Source organism: Microbacterium terrisoli (assembly GCF_030866805.1).
GTDB classification, from domain to species: Bacteria; Actinomycetota; Actinomycetes; order Actinomycetales; family Microbacteriaceae; genus Microbacterium; species Microbacterium terrisoli.
The window spans coordinates 391634-415907 of the sequence record NZ_CP133019.1; the positions used below are offsets into that span (position 1 = coordinate 391634).

A 24274-nucleotide genomic window follows, 5' to 3' on the forward strand; every position below is an offset into this window, starting at 1 on the left:
TCACCCCAGATAGCCGTTGCGTATGTACCATTGGATCCCTTTCGGAAAGTAGTACTGCACGCCGCCGCCGGGCTGCTCGAACGCGTGCGCGATGGGTCCCTTCACGACGTCGGACGGCAAGGGTTTGAGCACCGTGTAGTCGGTCGTCGAGAACGCCGGACTCAGGCGATCGGGCGGAATCGCACGGTCGGGGAACGGCGTTCCCGACGGCGACGCGAAGCGCCCGTCGCCTCCGCCGGGGGCGATGCGGTCTATCTTGTCGCCGACGTCGAGCCCGTGGGGACTTGGCGGCCCGTCGAATCCGTTGTCGCCGGGCCAGCGCCAGTCCGGGTAACCGGTCTCAGTGAATCCGTTCAGATGTGTGTCGACGAACTCTTGAGGGCTGAGGTCGCCGTATGGCTGGTAGCCCGGGATTGCGGCCTGGTCGGTCCAGCCGTCGATGTCGTCGATGAGCTTGTTGCGGCGCGGGTCGAGTCGGCGCACGCCCGGCAGCGCGGCGACCGACTCCCTGGTCGAATGCGCGGTGCTGCGCGCCCCGTGCAGCAGCGTGTCGAACAGCTCGGTGGCCTTGTCGAGCAGGGGCTTGAGCTGGTCCAGCAGGCCGCGCAGCGACTTGATGGACTCCAGCAGACGGGTGACGAATTTGCCGACCCGGCCGACCAGCGACGCGACCCGGGTCGAGACCTGCTCGATGATCCACGGCGTCGCCAGGCCCAGGGTGAACACGGCCTCAGCGGCCCACGAGATCGCCGACCCCACCAGCTGCGAGAGCACGTCACGGACGATGTCGTGCACGGCCTGCACGATGACGGATGCCACATGCAGGCCGGTCGCGAACCCTCCGGCCCAGTCCCCGGCCAGGCGCAGATGCGCGGCGGTGTCGGATTGGAAGCGACGGTAGGCGTCCATCGCCTCGCCGGCGAGCTCGTCCACGTCGCCGAGCACACGCAGCAGCTCGTCGCCTGCGCCCTGCAGCTGCGTCTGGATGTTCGCCCAGGTCTGCGCGAACGCCTCGACCTCGGCGGCGTTGCCGGTCAGGTCGTTGAACCAGCCTTTGAGTGGTTCGACGTGGTCGAGCAGCCAGCCCAACCCTGCGGCGATCAGTGTGCCCAGCGGGTCCGACACGGCGGCGACGGTGTCGACGGCACCGGAGAACGCGGCCATGCCTCCCGATACCCAGTCCCCGGATTTGAGCGCATCGGCCAGCTGCACCCCGTCTTCGAGCAGCAGTGTGCCGGCGAAGGGTGAGGTGTGGTCGACGGCGGTCGCCACCAGCGGGTTGCCTGACATCAGCGGCCCACCTGGCCCTCCAGGCCGCGCAGTGCGTCGACGACGTCCTGCTCGAACGCCGCCATGTCGTCGGCCACGCCGCGGATCTCGGTCGCGCTGCGTTCGACGAGACGCTCTGCCGCGGTGATGGTCGCCCCGGTCACCTGGGCGACCAGCGACGCGGGCGCGACCAGGAACGCGCACATGACCCCGAACGCGCCGCCGGACATGTTCGTGGCGGACGCGGCATCCCGTGCCACGGCGACATCTGCGGCCACCTGCCTGACCCGCGCGGCGTGCGCGATGATCAGGTCCTGGTCGACCGCGATGTGCTCAGCCATCGGCCCGGCCTTCACCGGTGTCGGTACCGGTGCGTGCGTCCAGCTCGGCACGCAGGCGGCTGACCACCGGCGAGTCCGCACCGAAGGCGCGGGATGCCACGGCCATCGCCTGCTCTCCGGCATCGCGCTGGGCGGCAGCGGCGGTCTCGACGATCAGCCGTCCGAGATCCTTCGCCCGCAGGTCGAGTGCGGCGTCGGACACGTCGACGTTCACGAGTCGGCCTGACGCGTCGACGGTGACGGTGAGCTCCCGGCGAGGGGAGGTGGCGGTGCCGCGCACGGCTTCGACCTCGGCGCGCATCTGCTGTGCGGCCTGGGCGCGCTCCTGGGCCTGGGCGACCTGCTCCTGCACGCGCGCGATCAGCACGTCGGGGTCTTCGGCGAACTCGTCCACCGTCCCACCCTAGGCGATGTCGCGGGCGACGCCCGGATGGGTGCGCAGGTACTCGTCGAACGCCTCGCGCGAGGTGCGGGCGGGGGTGAAACCGAAGTCGCGCTTGAGGGCTGTGTTCGACAGCACCGGGCGGTAGCGCAAGAAGCCTACGCGCTCGGGTCCGTGCACGGTCAGGCGCAGCATCCTGCCCACGCGCAGCGCGAGGCCGAGTACACCCGCCGGCACGATCAGCAGCGGCTTGCCCAGTCGCCGTGCGATGTCGCCGACGCTCATCGCACCGTCGCCGGCGACGTTGTAGATGCCGGGAGTTCCCACGGTGGCGCCACGGGCGAACGCTCCGGCGACGTCATCGACCCAGGCGAACACGAACGGTGAGTCCGAGCCGCGCACCGCGAGGATGCGACGACCGTTCCACAGCGCCGTGATCTGGTTGGCGACGGTGGGGCCGAGGATCGTCCCGATCCGGAAGATGACCTGCTCGAGTCCGGGGTGCGACGCCCGGTAGGCGGTGAGCATCTGCTCGACGAGCCTTTTGTGCTTCGAGTAGGCGAACTCGTCGTTGCCGCGCACGGGCGTCGACTCGTCGATCCACTCCGGATTGTCGGCGTGGTAGCCGTAGGCTGCACCCGACGACGACACGACGATCCGCCGCACGCCCGCGGCAACGCACGCCTCGAGCACGTGCTGGGTGCCTTCGACGTCGACGCGGTACTCCCGCTCGACGTCGCGGCCGGGGTTCACGATCGCGGCGAGGTGCACGACGACATCGATCCGGTGCCGCTCGAACAGGGCGGCAAGCCCGTCGGCGCGTGTGACGTCGCACTGCTCATACACGACCCCGTCCACGTGGACGGGGGGATGTCGCACATCTCCGGCGACGACCAGCTCGACGTCGCCGCGTGCAGCCAGGGCGGCCGCGACGTGCGAGCCGAGAAAGCCTGCACCGCCGGTGATGAAGACCCGCGTCATGCGCGCCGCTCCGTCTCGCCGGCGCCCGCCGGGTCGCCCGATCCACCCGCAGCGCCCGCCGCACCCGAAGCCGCCGCCGCGAGCGCCGCCCGCGAGGCGTCGCCCTTCGGCGACCCGGTGCGCCGCTTGGTGTGCGCGGCCCAGAGGCTTGCCAGCGCGAGGCCGGCGATGATGTCCCACACGCCCCACCAGCCGGCCACGATCGCCATGCCGCCCAGGCCGCCGAAGAACGCGAAGATCAGCCCGAGGCCCAGTCCCGAATTGCGGATGCCGACCTCGAACGTCATGGCCTTGCGCTCGCGGGTACCCAGGCCTCCCACAGTCGCGGTGCCCCAGCCGATCGCGAGGGCCACGGCGTCGTGGATCGCCACGGCGATCGCGATCAGGCCGATGAACGCGACGAAGTACTGCCAGTTGCCTGCCAGCGCCCCGACGATGAAGCCGGCGAGGGCGATCAGGCTGAACCACCGCACGAACGGCTGCGCCCGGGCGGCGAACCGGCCGAACCGCGCCCGGATCGCGAGCCCGACGGCGAACGGCACGCCGATGATCAGCAGAATCTCGACGAGCATCTCCCAGCCGTTCAGTGACACCGATTCCAGCAGTGCGCGGGTGTCGGGGCGGATCGCTCCCCACAGGGCGATGCTCAGCGGCATCGTGAAGATGTAGATGACGTTCGAGACCGCCGTCATCGACACCGACAGGGCGACGTTGCCACCCGAGCGATGCGTGAGCACCTGCGAGATGTTGCCCGGCGGGCAGCACGCCACCAGGATCATGCCGAGCGCCATCGACGCGGTCACCGGCAGCACGAGCGTCAGCAGGAACGTCACGCCCGGCAAGATCAGCAGCTGCGCGAGGATCGCGATGATCAACGGCTTGGGCTTGCGCAGCACGACCTTGAAGTCGCTCGGGGCGGTGTCCAGCGCGATGCCGAACATGATCAGACCCAGGACGATGTCGAGGATGATGAGCATCCCCGGGCTGAAGTTCAGGTGCGCGGAGTCGATGTTCATGCCGCATGCTCCTTCGCAGCGGTCGTGCTCGGCGCCGGTGCAGGCGCCGTGGTCGTGGCGGCGCGGCCGGCGGTCAGCTCGCGGGTCTGGGCGCGCACGGCCCGCCGGTAGGCGTCCTTGTTCACGTAGTACGACATGCGCTCCAAGCCCAGATAGTGGTACCCGCCGCTTAGGTCGGGCCAGGGCTGGTCGTTCATGCGCCGGTGGAAGGATGCCTGGGCCGCGGCATCCGCCGTCAGATAAGCGGCGATCAGCTCGGCCTGCTCGTAACGGCCCTGCCAGCCGATGCCCGAGGCCTCGATCATGCCCATCACGAACAGGCCGTTGTGCGAGGGCGGGAACACGTTCAGGTACAGGCGTGGCGACCAGCCCTGCCAGTTGAGGTCGGTGCGGTCGACGAATGGATAGTCCAGCCGGTAGCCGGTGGCCAGCAGCACGAGGTCGTACTCCCCGGTCGAGCCGTCGCGGAAGTGCACCGTGTCGCCGTCGAACCGGTCGATGTCGGCGCGGATGCGCAGGTCACCCTGCCCCAGGTGATTCAAGATCAGCGTGTTCACGATCGGGTGCGACTCATAGATGCGGTAGTCGGGTGCGGGGAACCCGAACTTCACCGGGTCGCCGGTGAACGCGCGCAGCAGGCGCGAATCGATGGCCTGTTTGATGCGCGCCGGCAGCGGGCGGCCCTGATTGAGCGTGTCGGTGGGCTTGCCGAGGATGTAGCGGGGCACGAAGTAGTAGCCGCGCCGCACGCTCATCTCGATGGACGCGGCATGGTGCACGGCATCCACTGCGATGTCGCAGCCGGAGTTGCCGGCGCCGATCAGCAGCACCCGCTTGCCATCCAGCTGCGAGGCCGACTTGTAGGCGCTGGTGTGCATGATCTCGCCGGAGAACTCGCCCGCGAACTGCGGGATGTTCGGCTCGGCCAGCGTGCCGTTGGCGATCACGACCCCGTCATAGGCCGTCTCGACCGGGCCGTCCGCGGTGTCGGCTCGCAGCATCCACCGCCCGTCCTCATGCCGCTGCAGCTGCGTGACCTGCGCGCCGAAGCGGAAGCGGTCGCTCAGACAGAAGCGTTCGGCGAACGCGCGGAAGTAATCGTGCAGCACGCGGTGGCCCGGGTAGTCGACGGTGGTGTCCATCGGGAACTCGGCGAATTCGGTGGTCGTGCGCGACGAGATGAGATGGGCAGATTCGTACATCGTCGAGCGCGGGTTCGAGATATCCCACAGTCCGCCGACATCGTGGGATGCCTCATAGCCGTCGAAGGCGATGCCGGCTTTGCTCAGGGCGCGAGCGGCCGACAGACCGGATGGGCCGGCACCGATGATCGCGTAGGTCTTCATTGACATGGCTCCTCATGCACCGGCCGGTTTTCGGGTCACCGTCGGCGCGATGGAGTCGATGTTATCTGCTGTCGGGCGCGATCCTGCGTGCCGCGGCCCTGGGACCGCTCCGGTCACGCCGCGAGATGCGTCGCGACGTCGTGCGCGGGTGCCGTGATCTGCGGTGTGCACCACTGCGCGTCGATCCAGCGGTCCGCAGCGTCGGCGCGGGCAAGGCCAGGGAGGTATGCCGGATTCGCGGTGCGGCGTTCGCGCACGGACTCGTGCAGCACGGCGTCGTCGGGAATGCGGCGACGCAGAGGCATGAGCAGGTTCCACGCCCAGGCGTTGGCATGCGTCGGGCCCTGCGTCGCGAACCGGCGCTCCACTGCGCAATAGCGGCGGTAGACGGCCTCGGGCTCGCGGTCGCGCAGCAGCAGCCGGTCGCACACGCCGTCGAATACCCACTTCAACGCGATCGTGGCCAGTTCGTGGTTCTCGAACGTGCCGCCGACGTCGCAGTGCACGCCGGGGAACCACGCTTCTTCGAATCCTTCGCGCCGATCGACCGGCAGATAGCGGAACGGGCGCCGTGTCTCGTCGATCGAGACGGCGTGCCTCAGCCGGTTCACGTTCCACAGCGAGCAGGTGTCGGGCCAGTCGAGGCTGCCCAGACCCGCGAACCAGGCCTCGACGGTGTCCCAGATGCCGAGGTACTCGACGGGGATCGCGTGCACGTCGCGAGCCAGGTCGTCGCGGGTGGATGCCGCGAAGCCCGCGGTTGCGCCCGAGATCGGCTCGCCTTCGGTGCCCCAGCACAGCGCGTCGGCGAAGGCCTTGGCCTCGCGGGCGCGGCGGGCGACGGCCTTGCGGGTGCCCGCGGGCTTGACGTACTGCGCGACCGCGTAGTCGACGAGGTGTTCCGAGCCCGCACGCAGCATGCCGGGCCTGGCCAGCAGCGCGGCCAGTGCGCGAGCCGTGTAGGCACCGCGGCTGAAACCGAAGATGAAGACGCGGTCGCCGGGGTGGTAATGCTCGACGAGCCACCCGTACGCGCGGCTGACCTTCGCCCGCATGCCGAATCCGAACGCGAGCCCGCCCAGAAGCGACAGGCCGCGCTCGATTCCGCCGCGCGCGGTGGCCGACGGCAGTGTTCCCACGCCGGGGTCGTAATACGCGACCTGCATGGTCGGATCGTCGAGGTCGAGCATCATGAACACCTTGGCGGCGTTCGTCGGATGCTCGTCGAGCTCATTGCTCGTGCCATCGAGGCAGACGACGATGTTCTTGGGGCTGTACGGCGTGCTCATGGGAGACCTCCCTGATGAGGAGAGGTGCGCGGCGCGATCCCTGATACCTGCCGGGCCTTCGGGCGGGATCAGCCGGGCGGGATCAGCGCGCGGGATCAGCGCGCGGCGACCACCGCGTCCCACACGGCGTCGGCGACCTCGCGTTTGGTGCCGGATGCCTCGGCCACGACATCTCCGCCGGCGGCCAGCACGACGACGGAGTTGGTCGCGGCCTCGAACCCGGTCTGCCAGCCGACCTCGTTGACCACGAGCAGATCGCAGCCCTTGCGCTCGAGCTTGCGCCGCCCGCGTTCGAGCAGTTCGTCGCCGTGCGACGTCTCGGCCGCGAACCCCACGATCGTCTGGGCGGCCCGTCGCCCGCGCACGAGCGAGGCGAGCACGTCCTCGGTCTCGACGAGATCGAGCGTGCGGCCGGGTCGTTCGGCGGCTTCCTTCGTCAGCTTGGCATCCGAGGTGGACGCCGGGCGATAGTCGGCGACCGCGGCGGCCATGACGACCGCATCGGCGTCGGCTGCGGCATCCGTCATCGCCGTCTTCAGCTCGGCGGCGGTGCTCGCGCGCACCACGGTGATGTGCGGGTGAGATGCCTCGGCCAGCACTCCGTCGTCGACGTGCGCGGCGACCAGCACGACGTCGGCGCCACGCTCGGCTGCGGCACGGGCAAGCGCTGCGCCCTGCCGGCCGCTGGAACGATTGCCGATGAAGCGGACCGGGTCGATCGGCTCACGGGTGCCGCCGGTGGAGATCGCCACGTGCAGGCCGGCAAGATCGTGCGGGCGGCAGATCGCGAGCGCGCGGGCGACGATGTCGTCGGGCTCGAGCATGCGCCCCGGTCCCGAATCGCCGCCGGTCAACTCGCCGTCGGCGGGACCTGCCACGTGCACTCCGCGTGCGGCGAGCGTCGCGATGTTCTGCCGCGTCGCCGGATGCCGCCACATCTCGGTGTGCATGGCGGGGGCGACCACGACCGGCGCGGTGGTGGCCAGCAGGGTCGTGCCCAGCAGGTCGTCGGCCAGGCCCGCGGCCATCTTCGCGAGTGTGTTCGCCGTCGCCGGGGCGATGAGCACGAGGTCGGCCGCCTGCCCGAGCGCGACGTGGCGCACACGCGGGACGTCGTCGTGCACGCTGGTGGTGACCGGGTTGCGGCTCGTGGCCTCCCACGTGGGAAGCCCGACGAAGCGCAGCGCATCGTCGGTGGGGACCACGTGCACGTCGTGGCCTGCCTTCACGAGCAGCCGTACGATGTTGACGGCCTTGTAGGCTGCGATTCCGCCGGTGACGCCCACGACGATGAACATGGTCCGATCCTGCCACCGATCGCCGAGACGCATGAGGGAGGGCCCGTGTGCACCGTGATCCTGCGCGTGCCGGAGACCGCCGGCGACCCGGTGCGCATGCTTGCGGTGCGCGATGAGGACCCTGACCGCCCGTGGCAGCCGCTGGGGGAGTGGTGGCCGTCGCAGCCCGGCGTCGTCGGTGTGCGCGATCTGCGCGCCGGCGGTGCGTGGCTGGCGGCGGATGCCTCGGCCCGCCGCCTCGCTGTGCTGCTGAACCGGCACAGCCCCGAGGTGCCTGAGGGGGTGACGCCGGTCTCGCGCGGCAGTGTGGCACTGGATGCCGTGGCCGGCCGCGCCGTGCAGCCCACGCAGGCGATGCCGGGCTTCAACCTCGTCGACATCCGGCCCGACGGCGTGCGGGTGATCACCTGGGACGGAACCTCCCGTGAGGAACTGCTCGTGCCGCCGGGCACGCACATGATCGCGCACCACGACCTGAACGATCCGCGCACGGCCCGGATCGTGGCCTGGCACGATGCGTTCGCGGGCGCCTCGACCGAAGACGCCTCGGCCGAAGACGCCTCGGCCGACGCCGTCTCAGTGGAAGGCGGTGCCCACCCCACGATCGGCGGCGTGGGTGCGGCATCCTGGGCCCGTCCGTGGCTCGAGATCCTCGCCCGCAGCGCAGAGCTCGACCCGGCCGACGAGCGGGCGATCATCCGCGACAACCGGCCTGCGGGCTGGCCGACCCAGTCGCTGCTGATGTGCGTGGCCTCGGTCACCGCCGACGACCTCGAGGTCGAGTACGGCGCCTTCGCGCACCCCGGCCGCTGGAACCCGGTCGACCTCGTACCGCCGATCACCTGACCCCGCGGCCGTGTGCCCCTCCGCCCACTGAAAGCTGTAGCTCTGCACAGACCCGCTCGATCGGTCGGGTCGCGAAAGCTGTAGCTTCCTGGCGATGCGCCCGGCTTTTTTCTGGCGCTGCACGTCCGGCTCATGCGCCACGAAAACACGGGCGCATGAGCGGGATAACATCGCGGGATGATCCTTCCCGCGAGCCGAGCGAGCGCCGAGCACTATGTCTGGGGCGAGGTGAGTGAGGGCTGGCGGCTCGCCGACGAACCCGGCCTGTCCGTCATCGAAGAGCAGGTCCCTGCCGGCGGCGGCGAGACATGGCATGTCCATCGTGACGCGCGCCAGTTCTTCTATGTTCTCGAGGGCCGCGCCGTGATGTGCACGGGCGACGGAGACGTGGAACTCGCCGCCGGCGAGGGTGTGACGATCATGCCGGGCACGGTGCATCGCTTCACGAATCAGAGCGACGCTCACGTCCGCTTTCTGGTCATCAGCGCGCCGACGACTCGTGGCGATCGCGTCGAGGTCGATCCGCCTGCCGCGCGGTGAGGGATCGCTGCGGGCACGTGCTCACAGTCGTGACCGCACGCGGCCAGGCCTGGATCAGTCCGGCGTGATCAGGCGGACCGTCGGGTAGTACGTCGCAGGGCGGGCTCGATCGCATGCCAACAGCGGCATGCCGCCCACGGCGGCGTGCGCGCCGATGGAGAAGTCCGGCAGCGGCGTCGGCCCTGTGCCGCCGCGCCTGCGCTCCTTCAGGTACGCCTTGCCTGCGGGCGGGCCCAAGGCCTCACCGCCCGCACGCGTATCCCTGCATGCCGCGCGGATTGGCGCCCGCCCGCATGATGCCGGTGTGCGGGTCGCGGGTGACCGCGCACAACCGACCCAGCGTCCACGGCCCTGTCACGGTGAGCCGGTGGCCGCGTGCCCGCAGGTCGGTCTGCGCGAGTGGCGAGACGCGGTCTTCGACGATCAACGATGCCGGCTCGAACGTCCGGGGATAGAACGACGCCGGAAGACTCGCCGTGTGCCAGGCTGGCCCGTCGATGGCTTCTTGCAGACTCTGCCCGCCCACGAGGTGACGCAGCAGCAGGATCAGCTGCCATTGCTCCTGCTGGTCGCCGCCCGGCGACCCGCACGCGAGGATCGGCCCGCCGTCGCGCAGCACCATGGTCGGACTCAGCGTCGTGCGCGGGCGCCTGCCCGGGACGAGCGAACTCGGCAGGCCTTCTTCGAGCCAGAGCATCTGCAGTCGGCTGCCGAGCGGGAACCCCAGTCGGGGAATCGTGGGCGAACTCTGCAGCCACCCGCCGCTCGGCGTGGCAGAGATCATGTTGCCCCAGCGATCGACGACGTCGACGTGACAGGTGTCGCCCTTCGTGACCCCGTCTGCGCCGATCGTGGGCTCACCCAGTGACGGGTTCAGCGGTGCACCCGCTGCTGCTGCCCCTGCCTTCAGCTCCGCGATGACGTGGGCCGACAGCACCGGCTCGCGTCCTTCGGGACTGCCGGGACGCAGTTGGGATGAGGCATCCTGACCGATCAGTCGTGCGCGCGTCATCGCATACGCGGGAGACAGCAGCGTGTCGAGCGGCACGTCGTCCGTATCGCCGTACCAGGCCTCACGGTCTGCGAAGGCGAGCTTCACGCACTCGGTCGCGACATGGATCCCCGCGGCTGAATCAAGATCGAGATCGTGCGGGTCGCCCAGTGCGTTCAGCAGCCGCAGGGTCTGAAGCAGCACAGGCCCCTGCCCCCACGCATGGGTCTTGGCGACGGTCATCCCCTGCCAGTCGATGGTCGCCGGCTCTTCCCGGTGGCTTGGTATGACGCGACGTCGTCACCGGTGATCACGCCAGGATGCTGTTCGCTGCTCGAGTCACGCAGGGCCCGGCGCGCGAACTCGTCGATGGCATCGGCGACGAACCCGTGGCTCCACGCACGCCTGGCCGCGTCGATCTTGGCCTCACGATCCCCGGACGCCGCTTTCGACTCGTCGACCAGGCGTTGCAGGGTGTCGGCGTATGCGGGGTTGCGCATGAGCGTTCCGGGTTGCGGCGCTGTTCCATCCCGCAGCCACTGCTGCGCGGATGTGGGCCAGTCCTGCTCGAAAAGCTGCCGCACACTCTCCACTGTCGTGGTGACACGCTCCAGCACCGGCGTGCCGGTGTTCGCATACGCGATGGCCGGTGCCAGCACATCCTCGAGCGTGGACGTGCCGTAGTCGCGTAGGAGCAGCAGCCACGCATCGACAGCACCGGGCACGGCGGCGGCGAGCAGACCGGCGCCGGGGATCATCCCGAACCCCAGCGACCGGTAGTGGTCGATCGTCGCCTTCTGCGGAGCCGGCCCCTGACCTGCCAGCACGCGCGGTCGGCCATCGCGCGCGGCCCAGATGATCGCCGGCACCTCGCCGCCCGGCCCGTTCAGGTGCGGCTCGCACACGTGGAGCGTGAACCCCGCGGCCACCGCGGCGTCGAACGCGTTGCCGCCCCGCTCGAGCACTCCCATGGCGACCTGGGATGCGATCCAGTGGGTGGATGAGACCATCCCGAACGTGCCCTCGAGGGTGGGGCGGGTCGTGAACGCGGCCATTGCGTCCTCTCCATGGATCGTCGTGGGTGTCCTACGAGTATTGCCCGGATGCCGCATCGCGCGGACGCCGCATCGAGCAGAGGTCGCATCGAATGCTGCAGCATCCTGCTGATGCGCCCGCCTTTTACCCAGCGCTGCAGTTCGCCGCTAATGCGCCAGCGAAAGACTGGCGCATTAGCGGAGACGTATAGCGCGAGCCGTCAGCGCCGACCCGCCGGGCAGAGGCGCCGGCTATTCGGCCTTCAACGTCCACGCCCCGTCGGCCTGCACCGTCAGGATCGACGGCCCAGACGACATGGGCACGGTCCCCGAGTACTTTCCGATCTCGTTGATCAGCAGCCCCATGCTGAAGGTCTGGTCGCTCTCTTCGTAGACCACGAAGTTCTGCGTCCCACGGTGTGTGGCCGTCAGCGCCGCCGCGTCGCCGTTGTAGAGCATCACCGTGTCGCCGGTACCCTTCGCCGACCCGGTGAACGCCTTCGCCGACGAGAACGGCGCGATCGTGATCGTCCAGGCGCCATCAGCCGTGACCTGAAGGCGAACGCCGTCGCCCAGCGACATCAGACCCCATGCCGTCGTCCCCGAGTACCGGCCGATCGTGTTCACGAGCAGCTCACCGGTCGACTGGTTCGAGGCATCCAGCACGGCGATCGCGAAGTTGCGCTGCCCCTTGTGCGTTGCGGTGACCATTCCACCGGTCACGCCCTTGGGCAGGGTGATGACTGTGTCGCCGTGTCCTGACTTCTTGATGCTCTTGAACGCGCCGAACGTGTCGTTCGCCCAGCCCGCAGCGAGGTTGACAGGTGCGGCGGGCTCGACCGGCTCGACCGCGGCGGGGGTGGATGCCTCGGCCGACGGTGCTGCCTTCACCGGTGCGCTCGCTTCCTGCGATGGCTGTGACACCGCGCCACCAGAAGTCACCGGTTCGAGTGCCGGCGCGTTCGACGAGGCGTTCGCGCCGTTGATCGATCCGATCACGATGCTCAGCACCACGAGTGCGCCGGTGACGATCCAGGCGATCTTCTTGTGGGCGTCGTAGCCGACGAGCCGGCGCCCGGCCCGGTCACGCATCGCGCCGGTCAGGATCAGCACCAGGTCGACGAGCCACCAGATGCCGAGGCCGCCAAGCGTGATGAGTTTCAGGATGCCGGTGCCGACCTTGCCGAGATAGAACCGGTCGACGCCCAGCGCGCCGAGAAAGTACGAGAGCAGCCACGCGGCGAGGAACAGCTTGCCGTCGGTCGACGGGGCAGCTGTCGGAGCGGCGGGCGGTGCCGGCTGGGGTGCGTAGGGGGCGGGAGTGGTCATGATGTTTCCTTTCGATGGGGGTGCGCCGGCTACAGCGCGAGATACGAACCCAGGGCGCTCATGTAGAGGGTTGTCGTGGAGTCCGGCACGGTGTAGACCTCGACGCCGGTGAACTTCTGGCCCTTGTAGAGGGAGGGCGACCCTGACAGGGACTCCTCGTCGGTGACGACGCTCGCTGACTGGTAGAGGTTGCCGTCCTGGTCGGCGACCTGCCAGTCGAACATCTCGACGCCGGGGTCGACAGCCTCGCTGCTCAGGCCGGTGAAGGTGGCCTTGACGATGACGTAGTGGTAGCCGTGCGGCGGCCGGTCGTTGAACTGATTGGCGGCGGCGATCTTCTTGTCGCCATCGGCGGCCACGAGGGTGAACGTGACGGTGTAGTAGTCCTCGTCGTTCTGCGAGATCGTGGCGGTGTACCCCGCAGGGAAGGGATTCTCGAGGGAGCCCGCCTCAGGCGTCGACGGCTCTGGATCTGCCGACTCCGGATCTGTCGGCTCTGGGTCTGCCGGCTCGGTGGTCGCGTCGGGACCGTACCCGTCGGGATAGACCACGTTCGGTGCGTCGGATGCGGTGTGATCGGGACTGGATACCGCCGACACCGCGCCGCAGCCCGTGAGGGTGGTCGCCACGACCAGTGCGATGCCGAGGGCGATGATGCGCTTCATGATGATTCCCCGTTCTATTGCTGTGTGAGTGGGCGAGCGGGCGGCGACTCCCCAGTCCCCCCTGCCGCCCGCTCTGACGGCGCGCCGTCGAATGTGAAGGTAGAAGTTTCAGCACCAACCGGTGCAGATGACACCGATAAGCCCTCTTATCGGGCCTCGCACTTGTGGGCTGTCGGAGGCCGGCGCTACGTTCGGTCCATGCCCACACATGCGACTGCCGCAGACGAGCCGCTGCTCATCTCGCTGGCCGGTGTGGCCGAGCTTGCGGGCGTGCGCCGGCCCGTGGCATCCATGTGGCGCACACGGTCGCAGCGCAGCGACTCGCCGTTCCCGGCCGCAGTCGCACGAGAGGCCGGGCGCGACATGTTCGACGCCGAGGCGGTGGCGGCGTGGCTGGTCGAGACGGGTCACGGACTAAACCCCGACGCGGTGGGGGATGCCGCGGCCTGGGCCGACGGCGTCGGTGTCGACTTCTCCGACCCGGTCGAGGTCGCCGAACTCGCCGCACTCATCACGCTGCGCGCACACGCGGGCGTCGAGCTCGCCGCAGTCGACGACCTGGCCGCTCTGGCCGCGCAGGTCGATCCGGCCGACGCGTTCCTGCGCACGGAGATCGAACGCCATGCCGCGCGCGACGGATCGTGGGCGGGCTATGCCGACAAGCTCGTCGATGCCGCGTATTCGTCCGAGGCGGCGCTCGCGCACGTGCAGCGGCGCGCGGCGCGCGGCCAGCGTGCACACGGATCTGCCGGTGCGCTCGGCGCCGATGCGCGGGGACTGGTCACGGCACTGGTCGCGGCGCTGGCCACGGCGATGACCGGCCACGCCGGCCGGGCGGTCGTCCGCATCGCACCGGGAATCGACACGACCCTCTTCGACGCCGTGGTGCGCGCGTTCGACGGCGAGGTCGACATCGTGTGGGCTGCCGGGGACGAGACCCGGCCGCTGCGACGGCGCAACGTCTGCAGCGGCATCCTGGTCGATGCGGCCACCGACAGCGACCGCGCCGCCGTCGTGCTCGCGCGCGTTCCGGTGAGCTCCGGTGCGTCGGTGGGCGACATCCTGACCGCAGCCGACGAGGTCAACCTGAGTCTCGGGCCCGACGACTCGGGGGTTCTCGTCGGCCCGGCACGGGCACTGGTCGATGCGCTGCCGGCCACGCTTGCCGGCATCCGTACCGACGTGCTGCGTACAGGGCGGGTGCGTGCGGTCGTGCGGTTGGATGCCGGTCACGTCACGAGTGCGTCACGCGAAGCGCTCGCGGTGTGGGTGTTCGGCCCAGAAGCAGACATCGCGCTGGCTGACCGCGTGACCGCGCTCGCCGATCTCACCGGTGTCGCGCTCACTCCTGCGACCCGGGAAGACCTGGTCAGCGACATCCTCGCGAACCTCGGCGGACCGGCCGCTGCTCGGGCGCACGCCTTCCGCTTTGCACGCCTGCAGCGCACCTCATCGGTGCTGGCCCGGGTGAGTGCCCTCGTGACCGAGGTCGTTCCACGGCGGCAGGCCGGGGCATCCCGCGATCTGTCGGCACTGCTCGACGCGGCACTGGCGGCGGCAGCCGGCGACGCGCCCGCGCTCGAGGTCGCGCCGCACGCGCAGCCGCTCGCCGTGCCGAACACGATGACGGTGCAGGCAGCAGTGCGCGGCAAGCACGCCCGTGTGCTGCCGGGCACGCGTCTGTCGGCCGATGAGTTCGGCCCAACCGGCCTGGTCGTGGTCACCGCCGCCGACCTCGACGACCCCGCTGCGATCGGCGCCCACCGTGTCGACCAGCTCGCGTTCGCCGGCGCGCATCCGAAGGCGGCGCTCACGCAGCCGGGTGATGTCGTGTTCCGCACGAGCCCGAGCCCGCGGGCCTGGGTCGACCATGACGGCTCGCACGTCGTCGCCTACCCGGCGCGCGTGCTGCGCATCAGCGCGGCAGATCCCGGCGGACTCGTGCCCGAACTCGTCGTCGCCGATATCGCGGGCGGAGCGGGCGGGCCCGGCGCATGGAAACGCTGGCGCCTGCGCACCATCGACCCCGCGCAGATGGCTCCGTTGCGTGCCGCGCTGGCCGCGGCATCCCGCACTCGCACTGAACTGCGCGAACGGGTGGACCGCCTCGACGATCTGACCCGCATCCTGTCTGACGCCGTCGCCGCACGCGCCGTCGTCGTGAATGATCCGACCGACCGCTAAGAAGGAATCATGCCCAGAACCACCGCCAAGGCCGCCCCGCAGGCGCCGTCGACCATGAAGCAGCTCAAAGACACATTGTGGAAGGCTGCCGACAAGCTGCGCGGGTCGATGGATGCCTCGCAATACAAAGACGTGATCCTGGGGCTGGTGTTCCTCAAGTACGCCTCCGATGCGTTCGACGAGCGGCGCGGGCAGATCCGCGCCGAGCTCGAAGCCGACGGGTACGACGCTGAGCAGATCGCCGAGCTGATCGACGACGTCGACGAATACACCGGGCGCGGGGTGTTCTGGGTGCCCACGGTGGCGCGCTGGTCGTTCCTGGCCGAACACGCGAAGGGTCTGCCGGCATCGCTCGATGCGCCCGAGAAGTCGATCGGTCGGCTCATCGACGATGCGATGGATGCTGTCATGGCCGACAATCCGAGTCTGGCGGGCACACTGCCCCGCATCTTCAATCGCGACAACGTCGACCAACGCCGGCTGGGCGAGCTGGTCGACCTGTTCAACACGGCGCGGTTCGCAGGTCAAGGGCAGAACGGGTCGGACGGGCGCCGCGCACGCGACCTGCTGGGTGAGGTGTACGAGTACTTCCTCGAGAAGTTCGCAGCCGCCGAGGGCAAGCGGGGCGGCGAGTTCTACACGCCGGCAGGTGTCGTGCGGGTGCTGGTCGGGATGCTGCGGCCCACCCACGGGCGGGTGTACGACCCGTGCTGCGGGTCGGGCGGCATGTTCGTGCAGGCCGAGAAGTTCATCGACGCGCAGCACGGCGAGGGGTCGGACATCTCCGTCTACGGCCAGGAGCTCAACGAGCGCACGTGGCGTATGGCGAAGATGAACCTCGCCATCCACGGTCTGTCGGGCAACCTGGGGCCGCGGTGGGGCGACACGTTCGCACGCGATCTGCACCCCGAACTGCAGGCCGACTTCGTGATGGCCAACCCGCCGTTCAACATCAAAGACTGGGCGCGGTCTGAGTCCGATCCGCGCTGGCGCTACGGCGTGCCGCCGGCGGGCAACGCGAACTACGCGTGGATTCAGCACATCCTCTCGAAACTCGCGCCCGGCGGGCAGGCCGGCGTCGTGATGGCGAACGGGTCGATGTCGTCGAACTCGGGCGGCGAGGGGCAGATCCGGGCCGAGATCGTCGAAGCCGATCTGGTCTCGTGCATGGTTGCGCTGCCGACGCAGCTGTTCCGCTCGACCGGGATTCCTGTGTGCGTCTGGTTCTTCGCCCGCGACAAGGGCGCGCGCGCCGGTGAGGTGCTCTTCATCGACGCGCGAAACCTGGGCCACATGGTCGACCGCGCCGAGCGCGCCCTGTCTGATGAGGACATCGCCCACATCGCCGACACTTACCACGCATGGCTCGGTCGGGATGCTGCGGACGACGTGTACGCGGATGTTCCGGGCTTCTGCTATTCCGCAACTCTCGCCGAGATCAAGGCAGCGGATTACGCCCTGACCCCTGGCCGCTATGTCGGAGTCCCCGAGGCGGAAGACGACGGCGAGCCCATCGAAGAGAAGCTCGCCCGCCTGCGCGCAGAGCTCGAGTCACAGTTCGCCGAGTCGGCACGCTTGGCCGACGTCGTGCGCGTACAGTTCGGGAGGGTGTCGTGAGCGTCCCTGACGGCTGGGTCGAGGAGAAACTGTCAGACGTAGTCGAGTTGCAGCGTGGGTTCGATCTGCCTGCACAAGCGCGCCGGCCTGGCCCGTATCCAGTGCTGACGTCTGGAGAAACTAGTGATGTCCACGATGAGGGACCTGTCCGGGGCCCGGGTTTCGTCGTGGGGCGGGCGACGAACCTCGGTAGGCCCAAATGGTCAGACGGCGACTTCTGGCCGCACAACACGACAATGTTCGCCAAGGACTTCAAGGGAAACGACCCACGATGGTTGTTTCACCTCTTCGAAGCGACTGACCTGACCGGATACGATTCCGGTTCGGTGCAGCCGATGCTGAATCGGAACTATATCTCGGGCGTCCGCGTCCTGGTCCCACCCCTCCCCGAGCAGCAGGCGATCGCCGAGGTCCTGGGCGCCCTCGACGACAAGATTGCCGCCAACACCAAGCTCGCCACCGCAGCCGATGAACTGGCCCGCATCACCTTCCTGAGTGCGCTCGGAGACGCGGTCGAAGTCCCGTTGTCGTCGACCGCCCAGTTCGTTAATGGAAAGGCGTTTACGAAGGAGGCCAGTGGGACCGGACGAGTGGTCGTTCGCATCGCCGAACTGAATAGCGGAATCGGTGGGTCTACCGTCTATTCCGATGCCGACGTGGAGGATCGATATGTTGCACGCGCTGGTGACATCCTGTTCGCGTGGTCTGGCTCACTGACGCTGCACCGATGGTTCCGCGACGATGCGATCGTGAATCAGCACATCTTCAAGGTCATCCCGAACGATGGGTATCCAGCATGGCTCGTCTATCAGCTGATCGCGTCAAAGTTGGCGCAGTTCAAGGAGATCGCTGCGGACAAGGCCACGACGATGGGGCACATCCAGAGGCATCACCTCGATGAACCCGTCCTTGTTCCAGGTGCAAAGACCGTCAAAGAGATCCACACACTCATGACCGCTCTGTTGGACTCGTCCTTGAATGCGTCCCGCCAGAACCTCACCCTCGCGGCAACTCGCGATGCGCTCCTGCCCCAGCTGATGTCGGGAAAGCTGCGCGTCCGCGATGCCGAAGCCGCGGCATCCCCGGTCGGCGCCTGATGTGTCGCCAACAGGCTATTCGTCTCCAGCCAATGAGAAAGCGGAGCTTCATGCGCACCAGACCGTTCCTCGCCGTGACCTCGCTGGCCGTGGTCGCAGCCATCGGCCTCGCCGGCTGCAGTGTCCCTGGCGCCCAGCCCACCGATACGTCCGCACCGTCGGCGGTCAAGACCCAGGTGCCCGCCCCGCAACCCGTGAACCTCGACGGTAAATGGAAGCAGACGAACGCGAAGAGCGACACGAACTATCAGCAGGCGACGATCGCCGGTGGCGTGATCTCCATCGACTGGGTCGCCGACAGCGGCGACACGACGTCGATCTACTGGGTCGGCTCCGTGACGCTGCCGGGTGATGCCAGCCAAACCTTCACGTGGGATTCGACGCGCGACAAGGCGAAGACCGACAACGCGCTGCTCGCCTCGACCGACGACACCAAGACGTTCACGTACGCGGACGGCGAGATCAGCTACAAGGTGACGGCGCTCGGCACGACGACCACGGTGCGGCTGGGGCGGCAGTGATCGTGCGGTCTCGTCGTCGTAGATTTTGGCCCCGGACGGTGGGATGACGTGTTAGGTTATGACTGAACACACGCGACGACTGTTATCGGGGTGCGACGCCGTGCTCGCGGTGAACCGTCGGTCAGGAGGCAGCGATGCGGTCGACTTCTTTGTGCGGCTCGACAGGCGCTTCAGGGCGCGATACCAGCGATACCTCGAGTATCTGCGCGACGGGACGCCGATCAAGTCTCCGGAGAACTTCCGTCGACTGAGCGGATCCGGGCCCGATCCAACTGTGTTCGAGATCAAGGTCGACAAGTATCGGCTCTACGTCGTGCGCTATGACGCGATCTGGTACGCGACACACGGACGAGTGAAACCTAAAGACAATCAGGTACCCCGCGAGGTCGACAAGGCACTCGAAATCTTTGCGGGAAGAACGGAGAGACGTCATGGACAATGACGCGGTATTCCCTGTCGGAGACGCCGAGTATGACGCGGTCTACGCACAGGAAGCGGCGATGGTGGACGCATCGGAGCTCATTGCGCGCGCCCTCGACGCCAGCGGCAAGTCGCAGGCAGAGCTTGCGCGCTCTCTCGGCGTCAGCCGCAGCGAGATCAATGCACGGTTGAAGGGCGAGCGCAACATCACCGTGCGCACTCTCGCTGAAACGCTGCACGCGCTCGGAGCTCGGCTTGAGCTGACCACTGCTGATGAGACGGATTCGACTCGGGCGCGCGCACGAGTCTGGCGGCCTCGTCGGCGAGTCCATTCCACTGAATCGCGCACCCGTGACTGGGTTCGAGCGGAGGACCGCCATGCCCGATGACCCGCTCATCCGAATTGTTGATCCGTCTGTGATGGATGTCGCGTCCTCAGCGCTGTATGACGCGGAGCCCCACGTTGCCTGGTCGGTCGGGTATGCGCCTGAACTGGATGACGACGGCGGGCGCTTTCTGCTTGCCAGTCTGCACGCAGCCGGGCACGAGGGGCGAGTGGATGTGGAGATCGCTGCGACTCAGCTCGGCGGTGACTATCCGGCGGCGCTGGAGGGCGATGCCGCGGCTTCGTTCGAGGCAGCCTTGGCAGATGCAGAGGCGCTCGAGACTCTCTATGCGTTTGCGCGGATGACGGCGATCTCAGCGCTTGGATTGGTCGATATCGACGTGGAAGTTCCACGAATGACCCCAGCACCGGCCGTTTCGCAACTGGTGCGCCCCGACGCGAGTGAGAGTGATGGAAACAGCGATGACGACTGAGCCGGGCGACTACGCACCGGGCATTTTCGACGTCTTGCGAAGTATGGCCGGGCCACGTGTCACCAAGTAGAGCGCAGAAGCGATCTGCGCCGGTAGGCCGCGACGGAACACCAGTGCAACCAAGGTGCAGCTGCGGCGGCAGTGAGGACATGATCGGATGAGAGGGCGTAGCAGCTTGCACAGCAAGTCACCCGGATTCCTGCCGTCAGGTGAGGTCGCGGGGATAGGCGACATCGATCTCGGAGATGTCTCGCGAGAAGTCCTTGCTGTTGTTCGTGAGGAATACGTCGGCGCCGGCTGCGACGGCCGTCGCGAGGTGTGTGGCGTCCGCGGCCCGCAAGCCATACCTGACGGCGAGCGTGAGAGCGAGCCGCGAGGTCGGCTCATCGAAAGGGCGCAGATCGAGGCGAGCGAGCAGACTCGTGAGCGCCGCGACCTCTTGCGACCGTGGGTCGGTGCGCAGTGGCTTCGTGAGGACCTCCGGAATCAGCAACACCGAACCGACCCCGGCGGCGCCGTCGATGCCATCGAACAGCTGCGCCACGCCCGCACCGAGGGGGTGGTCGAGGTCCGCCGCATAGATCAGCACATCCGCATCGAAAGCAATCAGCTCACTCATCGCGTGTCGCGCCCGTTGCGTATGTCGGCGACGAGTTCTTCGGCGCGACCCGCACCCAGCGCGACACGTTGTATCGGCTTCTTTCGTGCTGCCTCGAGCAGGTCGCCGATCTCGTCGGCTTCTTGCCATGCACGGCGCGCACGTCGCGTGGCAAGCGTGGTCGGGTTGACCAAGACGGCAACGACCCGCCCGTGGCGCGTGATCTCGACCTCTTCGCCTTTCTCGACGCGATCCAGCTGCGCGGGCAGCGTCTGCCGAGCTTCGCTCGCACTGATGGTTGCCATGACCACATTGTACGCTGCCGTACGATCACGTACGCTCTGCGGACTCATAATCGATCGCGACCGGTTTATGAGTAACGGCATTACTCATAAACCAACGGCCACGAATTATGAGTACGAGGGTGCGCATCGCTCCGCAGGCGTCGGCACGCGGCATCCATACCGACAACCAAAGGAGCCCTCACATGACCGGCATCCCTGAGTCTGAATGGGAGCGCGCGGCGCTCGACGCGTTCGCAGAACCGCTCATGTGGCGGCCGCTGGCAGGCGACAAGATCGCGCCCGGTACGGGGGAGCGCGAGAGCTGGGACGAGCTGCTCATCCGCCCGCGGCTGCTCGAGGCGATGACGCGGTTGAACCCCGATGTTCCCGCGCACTATCTGCAGCAGGCGCTCGGCGAGATCGCAGCACCCCGCTCGCAGGACGCGATCACCGAGAACCACCGCATCCACCGCTATCTCGTGGGCGGGTACCCGCTCAGCTACATCGACGCCGACGGTGTCGAGCAGAACCCGCGCATCCGGCTGCTGTCGGCAAGTCCCGACCAGAACGACTGGCTCGCCGTCAACCAGGTGACAGTGCGCGACCGCGACGTGCACCGACGCTTCGACATCGTGCTGTACGTCAACGGGATGCCGCTGTCGATCATCGAGCTCAAGCGAGCGGGCGCGGCATCCATCGGCGTCGACGACGCCTATTGGCAGCTGCGCACCTACCTGGACGAGCTGCCGATGGCGTTCCGGTTCTGCGTGTTCACGCTGGCCAGCGACGGGCTCGACGCGAAGTATGGCACCCCGTTCACCCCGCTGAACCACTTCTCGCCGTGGAACGTCGACGACGACGGCCACCCGCTGCCGCAGCCGCGCATCGAAGGCGACGTCGACGTGCAACCGATCGACGACGCGCTGAACGGCCTCTACAACCAGGAGCGCTTTCTGCAGCTCGTGCGCAACTTCACCGCGTTCGACGAAGGGCCCGAGGGGCTGGCCAAGCGCATCGCGAAGCCGCACCAGTACTTCGCGGTGACCAAAGCCGTCGGCAAGACCGTCGAAGCCGTCGCCAGCGACGGCAAGGCCGGCGTGGTCTGGCACACGCAAGGGTCGGGCAAGTCGATGGAGATGGAGCTGTACGCCAACCTCGTCACCCGCCGTGCCGAGCTGCGCAACCCGACTCTCGTCGTGGTCACCGACCGCAACGAGCTCGACGGCCAGCTCTACCAGACCTTCGCGCAGAGCCTGCTGCTGCCCGAGAAGCCCATCCAGGTGCACGAGCGCGCGCAGCTGCGCGACGAGCTCGCGCAGCGCCTGACCGGCGGCATCTACTTCACGACCCTGCAGAAGTTCGGGCTGTCGAAGGCAGAGAAGGATGCCGGGACGCGGCATCCCCTTCTCACCGACAGGCGCAACGTGATCATCATCGTCGACGAGGCCCACCGCAGCCACTACGACGACCTCGACGGCTACGCCCGGCACCTGCGCGACGCGCTGCCGCACGCGACGCTGATCGCGTTCACCGGCACCCCGATCTCGTTCGCCGAACGCGACACCCGCGCGGTGTTCGGCGATTACATCGACATCTACGACCTCACCCGTGCCGTCGCCGATGGCGCAACGGTGCCGGTCTCGTTCGAGCCGCGCCTGATCAAGGTGTCGTTCGCCGCCGACACCACCGAAGAAGACATCGACCGCGCCGCCGACGAAGCCACCCTCGGCCTCGACGATGCCGAACGGGCCCGGGTCGAGGCATCCGTCGCCGTCGTCAACGCCGTCTACGGAGCGCCCGAGCGCATCGAACGGCTCGCGACCGACCTCGTCGAGCACTGGGAAGAGCGTCGCGCCCGCATGCGGGAGTTCATCGGCGGACCGGGCAAGGCGCTGATAGTCGGCGGCACCCGCGAGATCTGTGCGCGGCTGTATGACGCGATCGTCGCGCGGCGACCGGACTGGCACTCCGACGCATTGGATGCCGGTCGGATCAAGGTGGTCTATTCCGGCACGCCCGCCGACCCGCCACCGGTGCGCGATCACGTGCGGCGCGACTCCGAGAACTCGGCGATCAAGGCGCGGTTGAAGGATGCCGACGACGAACTCGAACTGGTCATCGTCAAAGACATGATGCTCACCGGCTTCGACGCACCGCCGTTGCACACGCTGTACCTGGACCGCCCGCTGAAGGGGGCGCTGCTCATGCAGACCCTCGCGCGGGTGAACCGCACCTACAAGGGCAAGCAGGACGGCCTGCTCGTGGCGTACGCGCCGCTGGCCGAGAACCTGGCCTCAGCGCTGTCGGAGTACACGACCGACGACCAGGCGCTGCGGCCCATCGGGCGCGGGGTCGAAGAGGCCGTCGAGATCGCGCTCGAACTCGTCACCGAGATCCGCGAGATGCTGCGAGACTGCGACTGGCGCAGCGCCCTGCAGCGCGGCGGACCCCGCGCGATGTTCACCGCCGTGACCACGGTGGTCAACTTCGTGCGCGACGAGCGCAGCCCGCGCAACGCTCCCGCGTTGGGCGCGGATCGGCTGTCGGCCCGGTATCGGGCAACGAGCGGGCGACTCGCACGCGCGTGGGCCCTGGCATCCCGCCGACCCGGCCTGATCGAACTGCACGACGAGATCGCCTTCTACGAAGAAGTGCGCGTGTGGATGGCGAAGTACGACGCCCGCGAACGTCAGGCCCGCGACGAGCCGATCTCGGACGAGATCGCGCGACTGCTCGGAGACGTGATGGTCGAGGCGTTGGCAACCGGTGACGTCGTCGACATCTACGAGGCCGCCGGCCTGTCGCAGGTCGCGCTCAGCGAAATCGGACCGGACTTCCTCGCCAAGGCGCAGCAGGCGCAGAACCCTCAGCTGGCCATCGAGGCGCTGCGGGCGCAGCTGATCAGCGAGTCGGCGCTGGTGACGCAGGGCAACCTCGTGCGCCAGCGGGCGTTCAGCGAGAGGATCGGCGCGATCATGCTGCGCTACACGAACCAGCAGCTGACCTCGGCCGAGGTCATCGCCGAACTGGTCGCGATGGCCAAGGACGTCACCGACGAGGGTCGCCGCGGGGAGCGCTTCGCTCCGCCCCTGTCACACGACGAGCTCGCGTTCTACGATGCCGTCGCGCAGAACGAGTCGGCCGTCGACGTGCAGGGCGAAGACACCCTCGCCCAGATCGCACGCGAACTGGTCGCTGTCATGCGCCGTGACGTGCGCACCGACTGGACAGTGCGCGACGACGTCCGTGCCAAACTGCGCTCGTCGATCAAGCGGCTGCTCGTGAAGTACAAGTACCCGCCGGACCGCCAGCCCGGTGCGATCGCGCTCGTGATGGACCAGATGGAGGCGATGGCTCCCCGCTATGCCGACGAGCGCAAGGGGCGGACGCCCGCGGGTGAACGATAA

23 protein-coding genes and 1 pseudogene are annotated in these 24274 nt (G+C 68.3%); 10 read left to right on the forward strand and 14 right to left on the reverse strand.

Features of this window, described 5'->3' with window-relative positions:
• The 8 genes from QU603_RS01735 to coaBC form a co-directional block, all read right to left on the reverse strand.
• A complete protein-coding gene (locus QU603_RS01735; protein ID WP_308492785.1) occupies positions 1-1290 on the reverse strand; it encodes a TNT domain-containing protein in 1290 nt (429 codons plus the stop codon).
• Positions 1290-1610, reverse strand: coding sequence for a hypothetical protein (locus QU603_RS01740; protein ID WP_308492786.1), 321 nt, complete (start codon positions 1608-1610; stop codon positions 1290-1292). The genes QU603_RS01735 and QU603_RS01740 overlap by 1 nt, the downstream gene beginning before the upstream one ends.
• Complete coding sequence (locus tag QU603_RS01745; RefSeq protein ID WP_308492787.1) at positions 1603-2004, reverse strand: YbaB/EbfC family nucleoid-associated protein; 402 nt, start codon at positions 2002-2004, stop codon at positions 1603-1605. Before QU603_RS01745 ends, QU603_RS01740 begins: the two co-directional genes overlap by 8 nt.
• Before the next feature lie 9 nt (positions 2005-2013).
• Positions 2014-2973 (reverse strand): SDR family oxidoreductase, encoded by a 960-nt coding sequence (locus tag QU603_RS01750; RefSeq protein ID WP_308492788.1) that lies wholly within the window; start codon positions 2971-2973, stop codon positions 2014-2016.
• Positions 2970-3989 carry a bile acid:sodium symporter family protein gene (locus QU603_RS01755; RefSeq protein WP_308492789.1) on the reverse strand — a complete coding sequence of 340 codons (1020 nt, stop codon included), beginning with the start codon at positions 3987-3989 and terminating at the stop codon, positions 2970-2972. Before QU603_RS01755 ends, QU603_RS01750 begins: the two co-directional genes overlap by 4 nt.
• Positions 3986-5341: a flavin-containing monooxygenase gene (locus QU603_RS01760; protein ID WP_308492790.1), complete on the reverse strand. Its 1356-nt coding sequence runs from the start codon at positions 5339-5341 to the stop codon at positions 3986-3988. The genes QU603_RS01755 and QU603_RS01760 overlap by 4 nt, the downstream gene beginning before the upstream one ends.
• A gap of 107 nt (positions 5342-5448) precedes the next feature.
• Entirely contained in the window at positions 5449-6624 is a 1176-nt protein-coding gene (locus tag QU603_RS01765; RefSeq protein ID WP_308492791.1) for a phospholipase effector Tle1 domain-containing protein, read from the reverse strand.
• A gap of 95 nt (positions 6625-6719) precedes the next feature.
• Entirely contained in the window at positions 6720-7922 is a 1203-nt protein-coding gene (coaBC, locus tag QU603_RS01770) for a bifunctional phosphopantothenoylcysteine decarboxylase/phosphopantothenate--cysteine ligase CoaBC (protein ID WP_308492792.1), read from the reverse strand.
• 45 nt (positions 7923-7967) lie between these two features.
• On the opposite strand from coaBC, the gene QU603_RS01775 reads away from it, so the two are divergent.
• Both QU603_RS01775 and QU603_RS01780 read left to right on the forward strand, forming a co-directional pair.
• Positions 7968-8768 (forward strand): NRDE family protein, encoded by an 801-nt coding sequence (locus QU603_RS01775; protein WP_308492793.1) that lies wholly within the window; start codon positions 7968-7970, stop codon positions 8766-8768.
• Positions 8769-8945: 177 nt separating this feature from the next.
• Positions 8946-9308 carry a cupin domain-containing protein gene (locus QU603_RS01780; protein WP_308492794.1) on the forward strand — a complete coding sequence of 121 codons (363 nt, stop codon included), beginning with the start codon at positions 8946-8948 and terminating at the stop codon, positions 9306-9308.
• Between the two features lie 54 nt (positions 9309-9362).
• Here the strand turns inward: QU603_RS01780 and QU603_RS01785 are convergent, their stop codons facing one another.
• The 4 genes and pseudogenes from QU603_RS01785 to QU603_RS01800 all read right to left on the reverse strand — a co-directional run bounded on the left by QU603_RS01785 (position 9363) and on the right by QU603_RS01800 (position 13327).
• On the reverse strand, positions 9363-9545 hold the full coding sequence (locus QU603_RS01785; RefSeq protein ID WP_308492795.1) for a hypothetical protein: 183 nt from the start codon (positions 9543-9545) through the stop codon (positions 9363-9365).
• A 4-nt stretch (positions 9546-9549) separates the two neighbouring features.
• Positions 9550-11309, reverse strand: a pseudogene (locus QU603_RS01790) (gamma-glutamyltransferase family protein).
• Positions 11310-11585: 276 nt separating this feature from the next.
• Complete coding sequence (locus QU603_RS01795) at positions 11586-12662, reverse strand: TM2 domain-containing protein (RefSeq protein ID WP_308492796.1); 1077 nt, start codon at positions 12660-12662, stop codon at positions 11586-11588.
• Between the two features lie 29 nt (positions 12663-12691).
• Positions 12692-13327, reverse strand: coding sequence for a DUF4352 domain-containing protein (locus QU603_RS01800; RefSeq protein WP_308492797.1), 636 nt, complete (start codon positions 13325-13327; stop codon positions 12692-12694).
• Positions 13328-13525: 198 nt separating this feature from the next.
• Between QU603_RS01800 and QU603_RS01805 the strand changes: the two genes are divergently transcribed.
• The 7 genes from QU603_RS01805 (at position 13526) to QU603_RS01835 (ending at position 19985) form a co-directional block, all read left to right on the forward strand.
• Positions 13526-15511: a hypothetical protein gene (locus tag QU603_RS01805; RefSeq protein ID WP_308492798.1), complete on the forward strand. Its 1986-nt coding sequence runs from the start codon at positions 13526-13528 to the stop codon at positions 15509-15511.
• 9 nt (positions 15512-15520) lie between these two features.
• Positions 15521-17128 carry a class I SAM-dependent DNA methyltransferase gene (locus tag QU603_RS01810; RefSeq protein WP_308492799.1) on the forward strand — a complete coding sequence of 536 codons (1608 nt, stop codon included), beginning with the start codon at positions 15521-15523 and terminating at the stop codon, positions 17126-17128.
• Positions 17125-18225, forward strand: coding sequence for a restriction endonuclease subunit S (locus tag QU603_RS01815; RefSeq protein WP_308492800.1), 1101 nt, complete (start codon positions 17125-17127; stop codon positions 18223-18225). The genes QU603_RS01810 and QU603_RS01815 overlap by 4 nt, the downstream gene beginning before the upstream one ends.
• Positions 18226-18275: 50 nt before the next feature.
• On the forward strand, positions 18276-18746 hold the full coding sequence (locus QU603_RS01820; RefSeq protein WP_308492801.1) for a hypothetical protein: 471 nt from the start codon (positions 18276-18278) through the stop codon (positions 18744-18746).
• A 100-nt stretch (positions 18747-18846) separates the two neighbouring features.
• Positions 18847-19188 (forward strand): hypothetical protein, encoded by a 342-nt coding sequence (locus QU603_RS01825; RefSeq protein WP_308492802.1) that lies wholly within the window; start codon positions 18847-18849, stop codon positions 19186-19188.
• Entirely contained in the window at positions 19178-19555 is a 378-nt protein-coding gene (locus tag QU603_RS01830) for a helix-turn-helix domain-containing protein (RefSeq protein ID WP_308492803.1), read from the forward strand. The genes QU603_RS01825 and QU603_RS01830 overlap by 11 nt, the downstream gene beginning before the upstream one ends.
• Positions 19545-19985 carry a hypothetical protein gene (locus QU603_RS01835; protein WP_308492804.1) on the forward strand — a complete coding sequence of 147 codons (441 nt, stop codon included), beginning with the start codon at positions 19545-19547 and terminating at the stop codon, positions 19983-19985. The genes QU603_RS01830 and QU603_RS01835 overlap by 11 nt, the downstream gene beginning before the upstream one ends.
• A gap of 205 nt (positions 19986-20190) precedes the next feature.
• On the opposite strand, the gene QU603_RS01840 is transcribed toward QU603_RS01835, so the two are convergent.
• The gene (locus QU603_RS01840; protein ID WP_308492805.1) at positions 20191-20604 is read right to left on the reverse strand and encodes a type II toxin-antitoxin system VapC family toxin; all 414 of its coding nucleotides are present in this window, start codon (positions 20602-20604) and stop codon (positions 20191-20193) included.
• Positions 20601-20888 carry a type II toxin-antitoxin system Phd/YefM family antitoxin gene (locus tag QU603_RS01845; RefSeq protein ID WP_308492806.1) on the reverse strand — a complete coding sequence of 96 codons (288 nt, stop codon included), beginning with the start codon at positions 20886-20888 and terminating at the stop codon, positions 20601-20603. Before QU603_RS01845 ends, QU603_RS01840 begins: the two co-directional genes overlap by 4 nt.
• A 182-nt stretch (positions 20889-21070) precedes the next feature.
• Here QU603_RS01845 and QU603_RS01850 point away from each other — a divergent pair, with 182 nt between their 5' ends.
• Entirely contained in the window at positions 21071-24274 is a 3204-nt protein-coding gene (locus QU603_RS01850; protein WP_308492807.1) for a type I restriction endonuclease subunit R, read from the forward strand.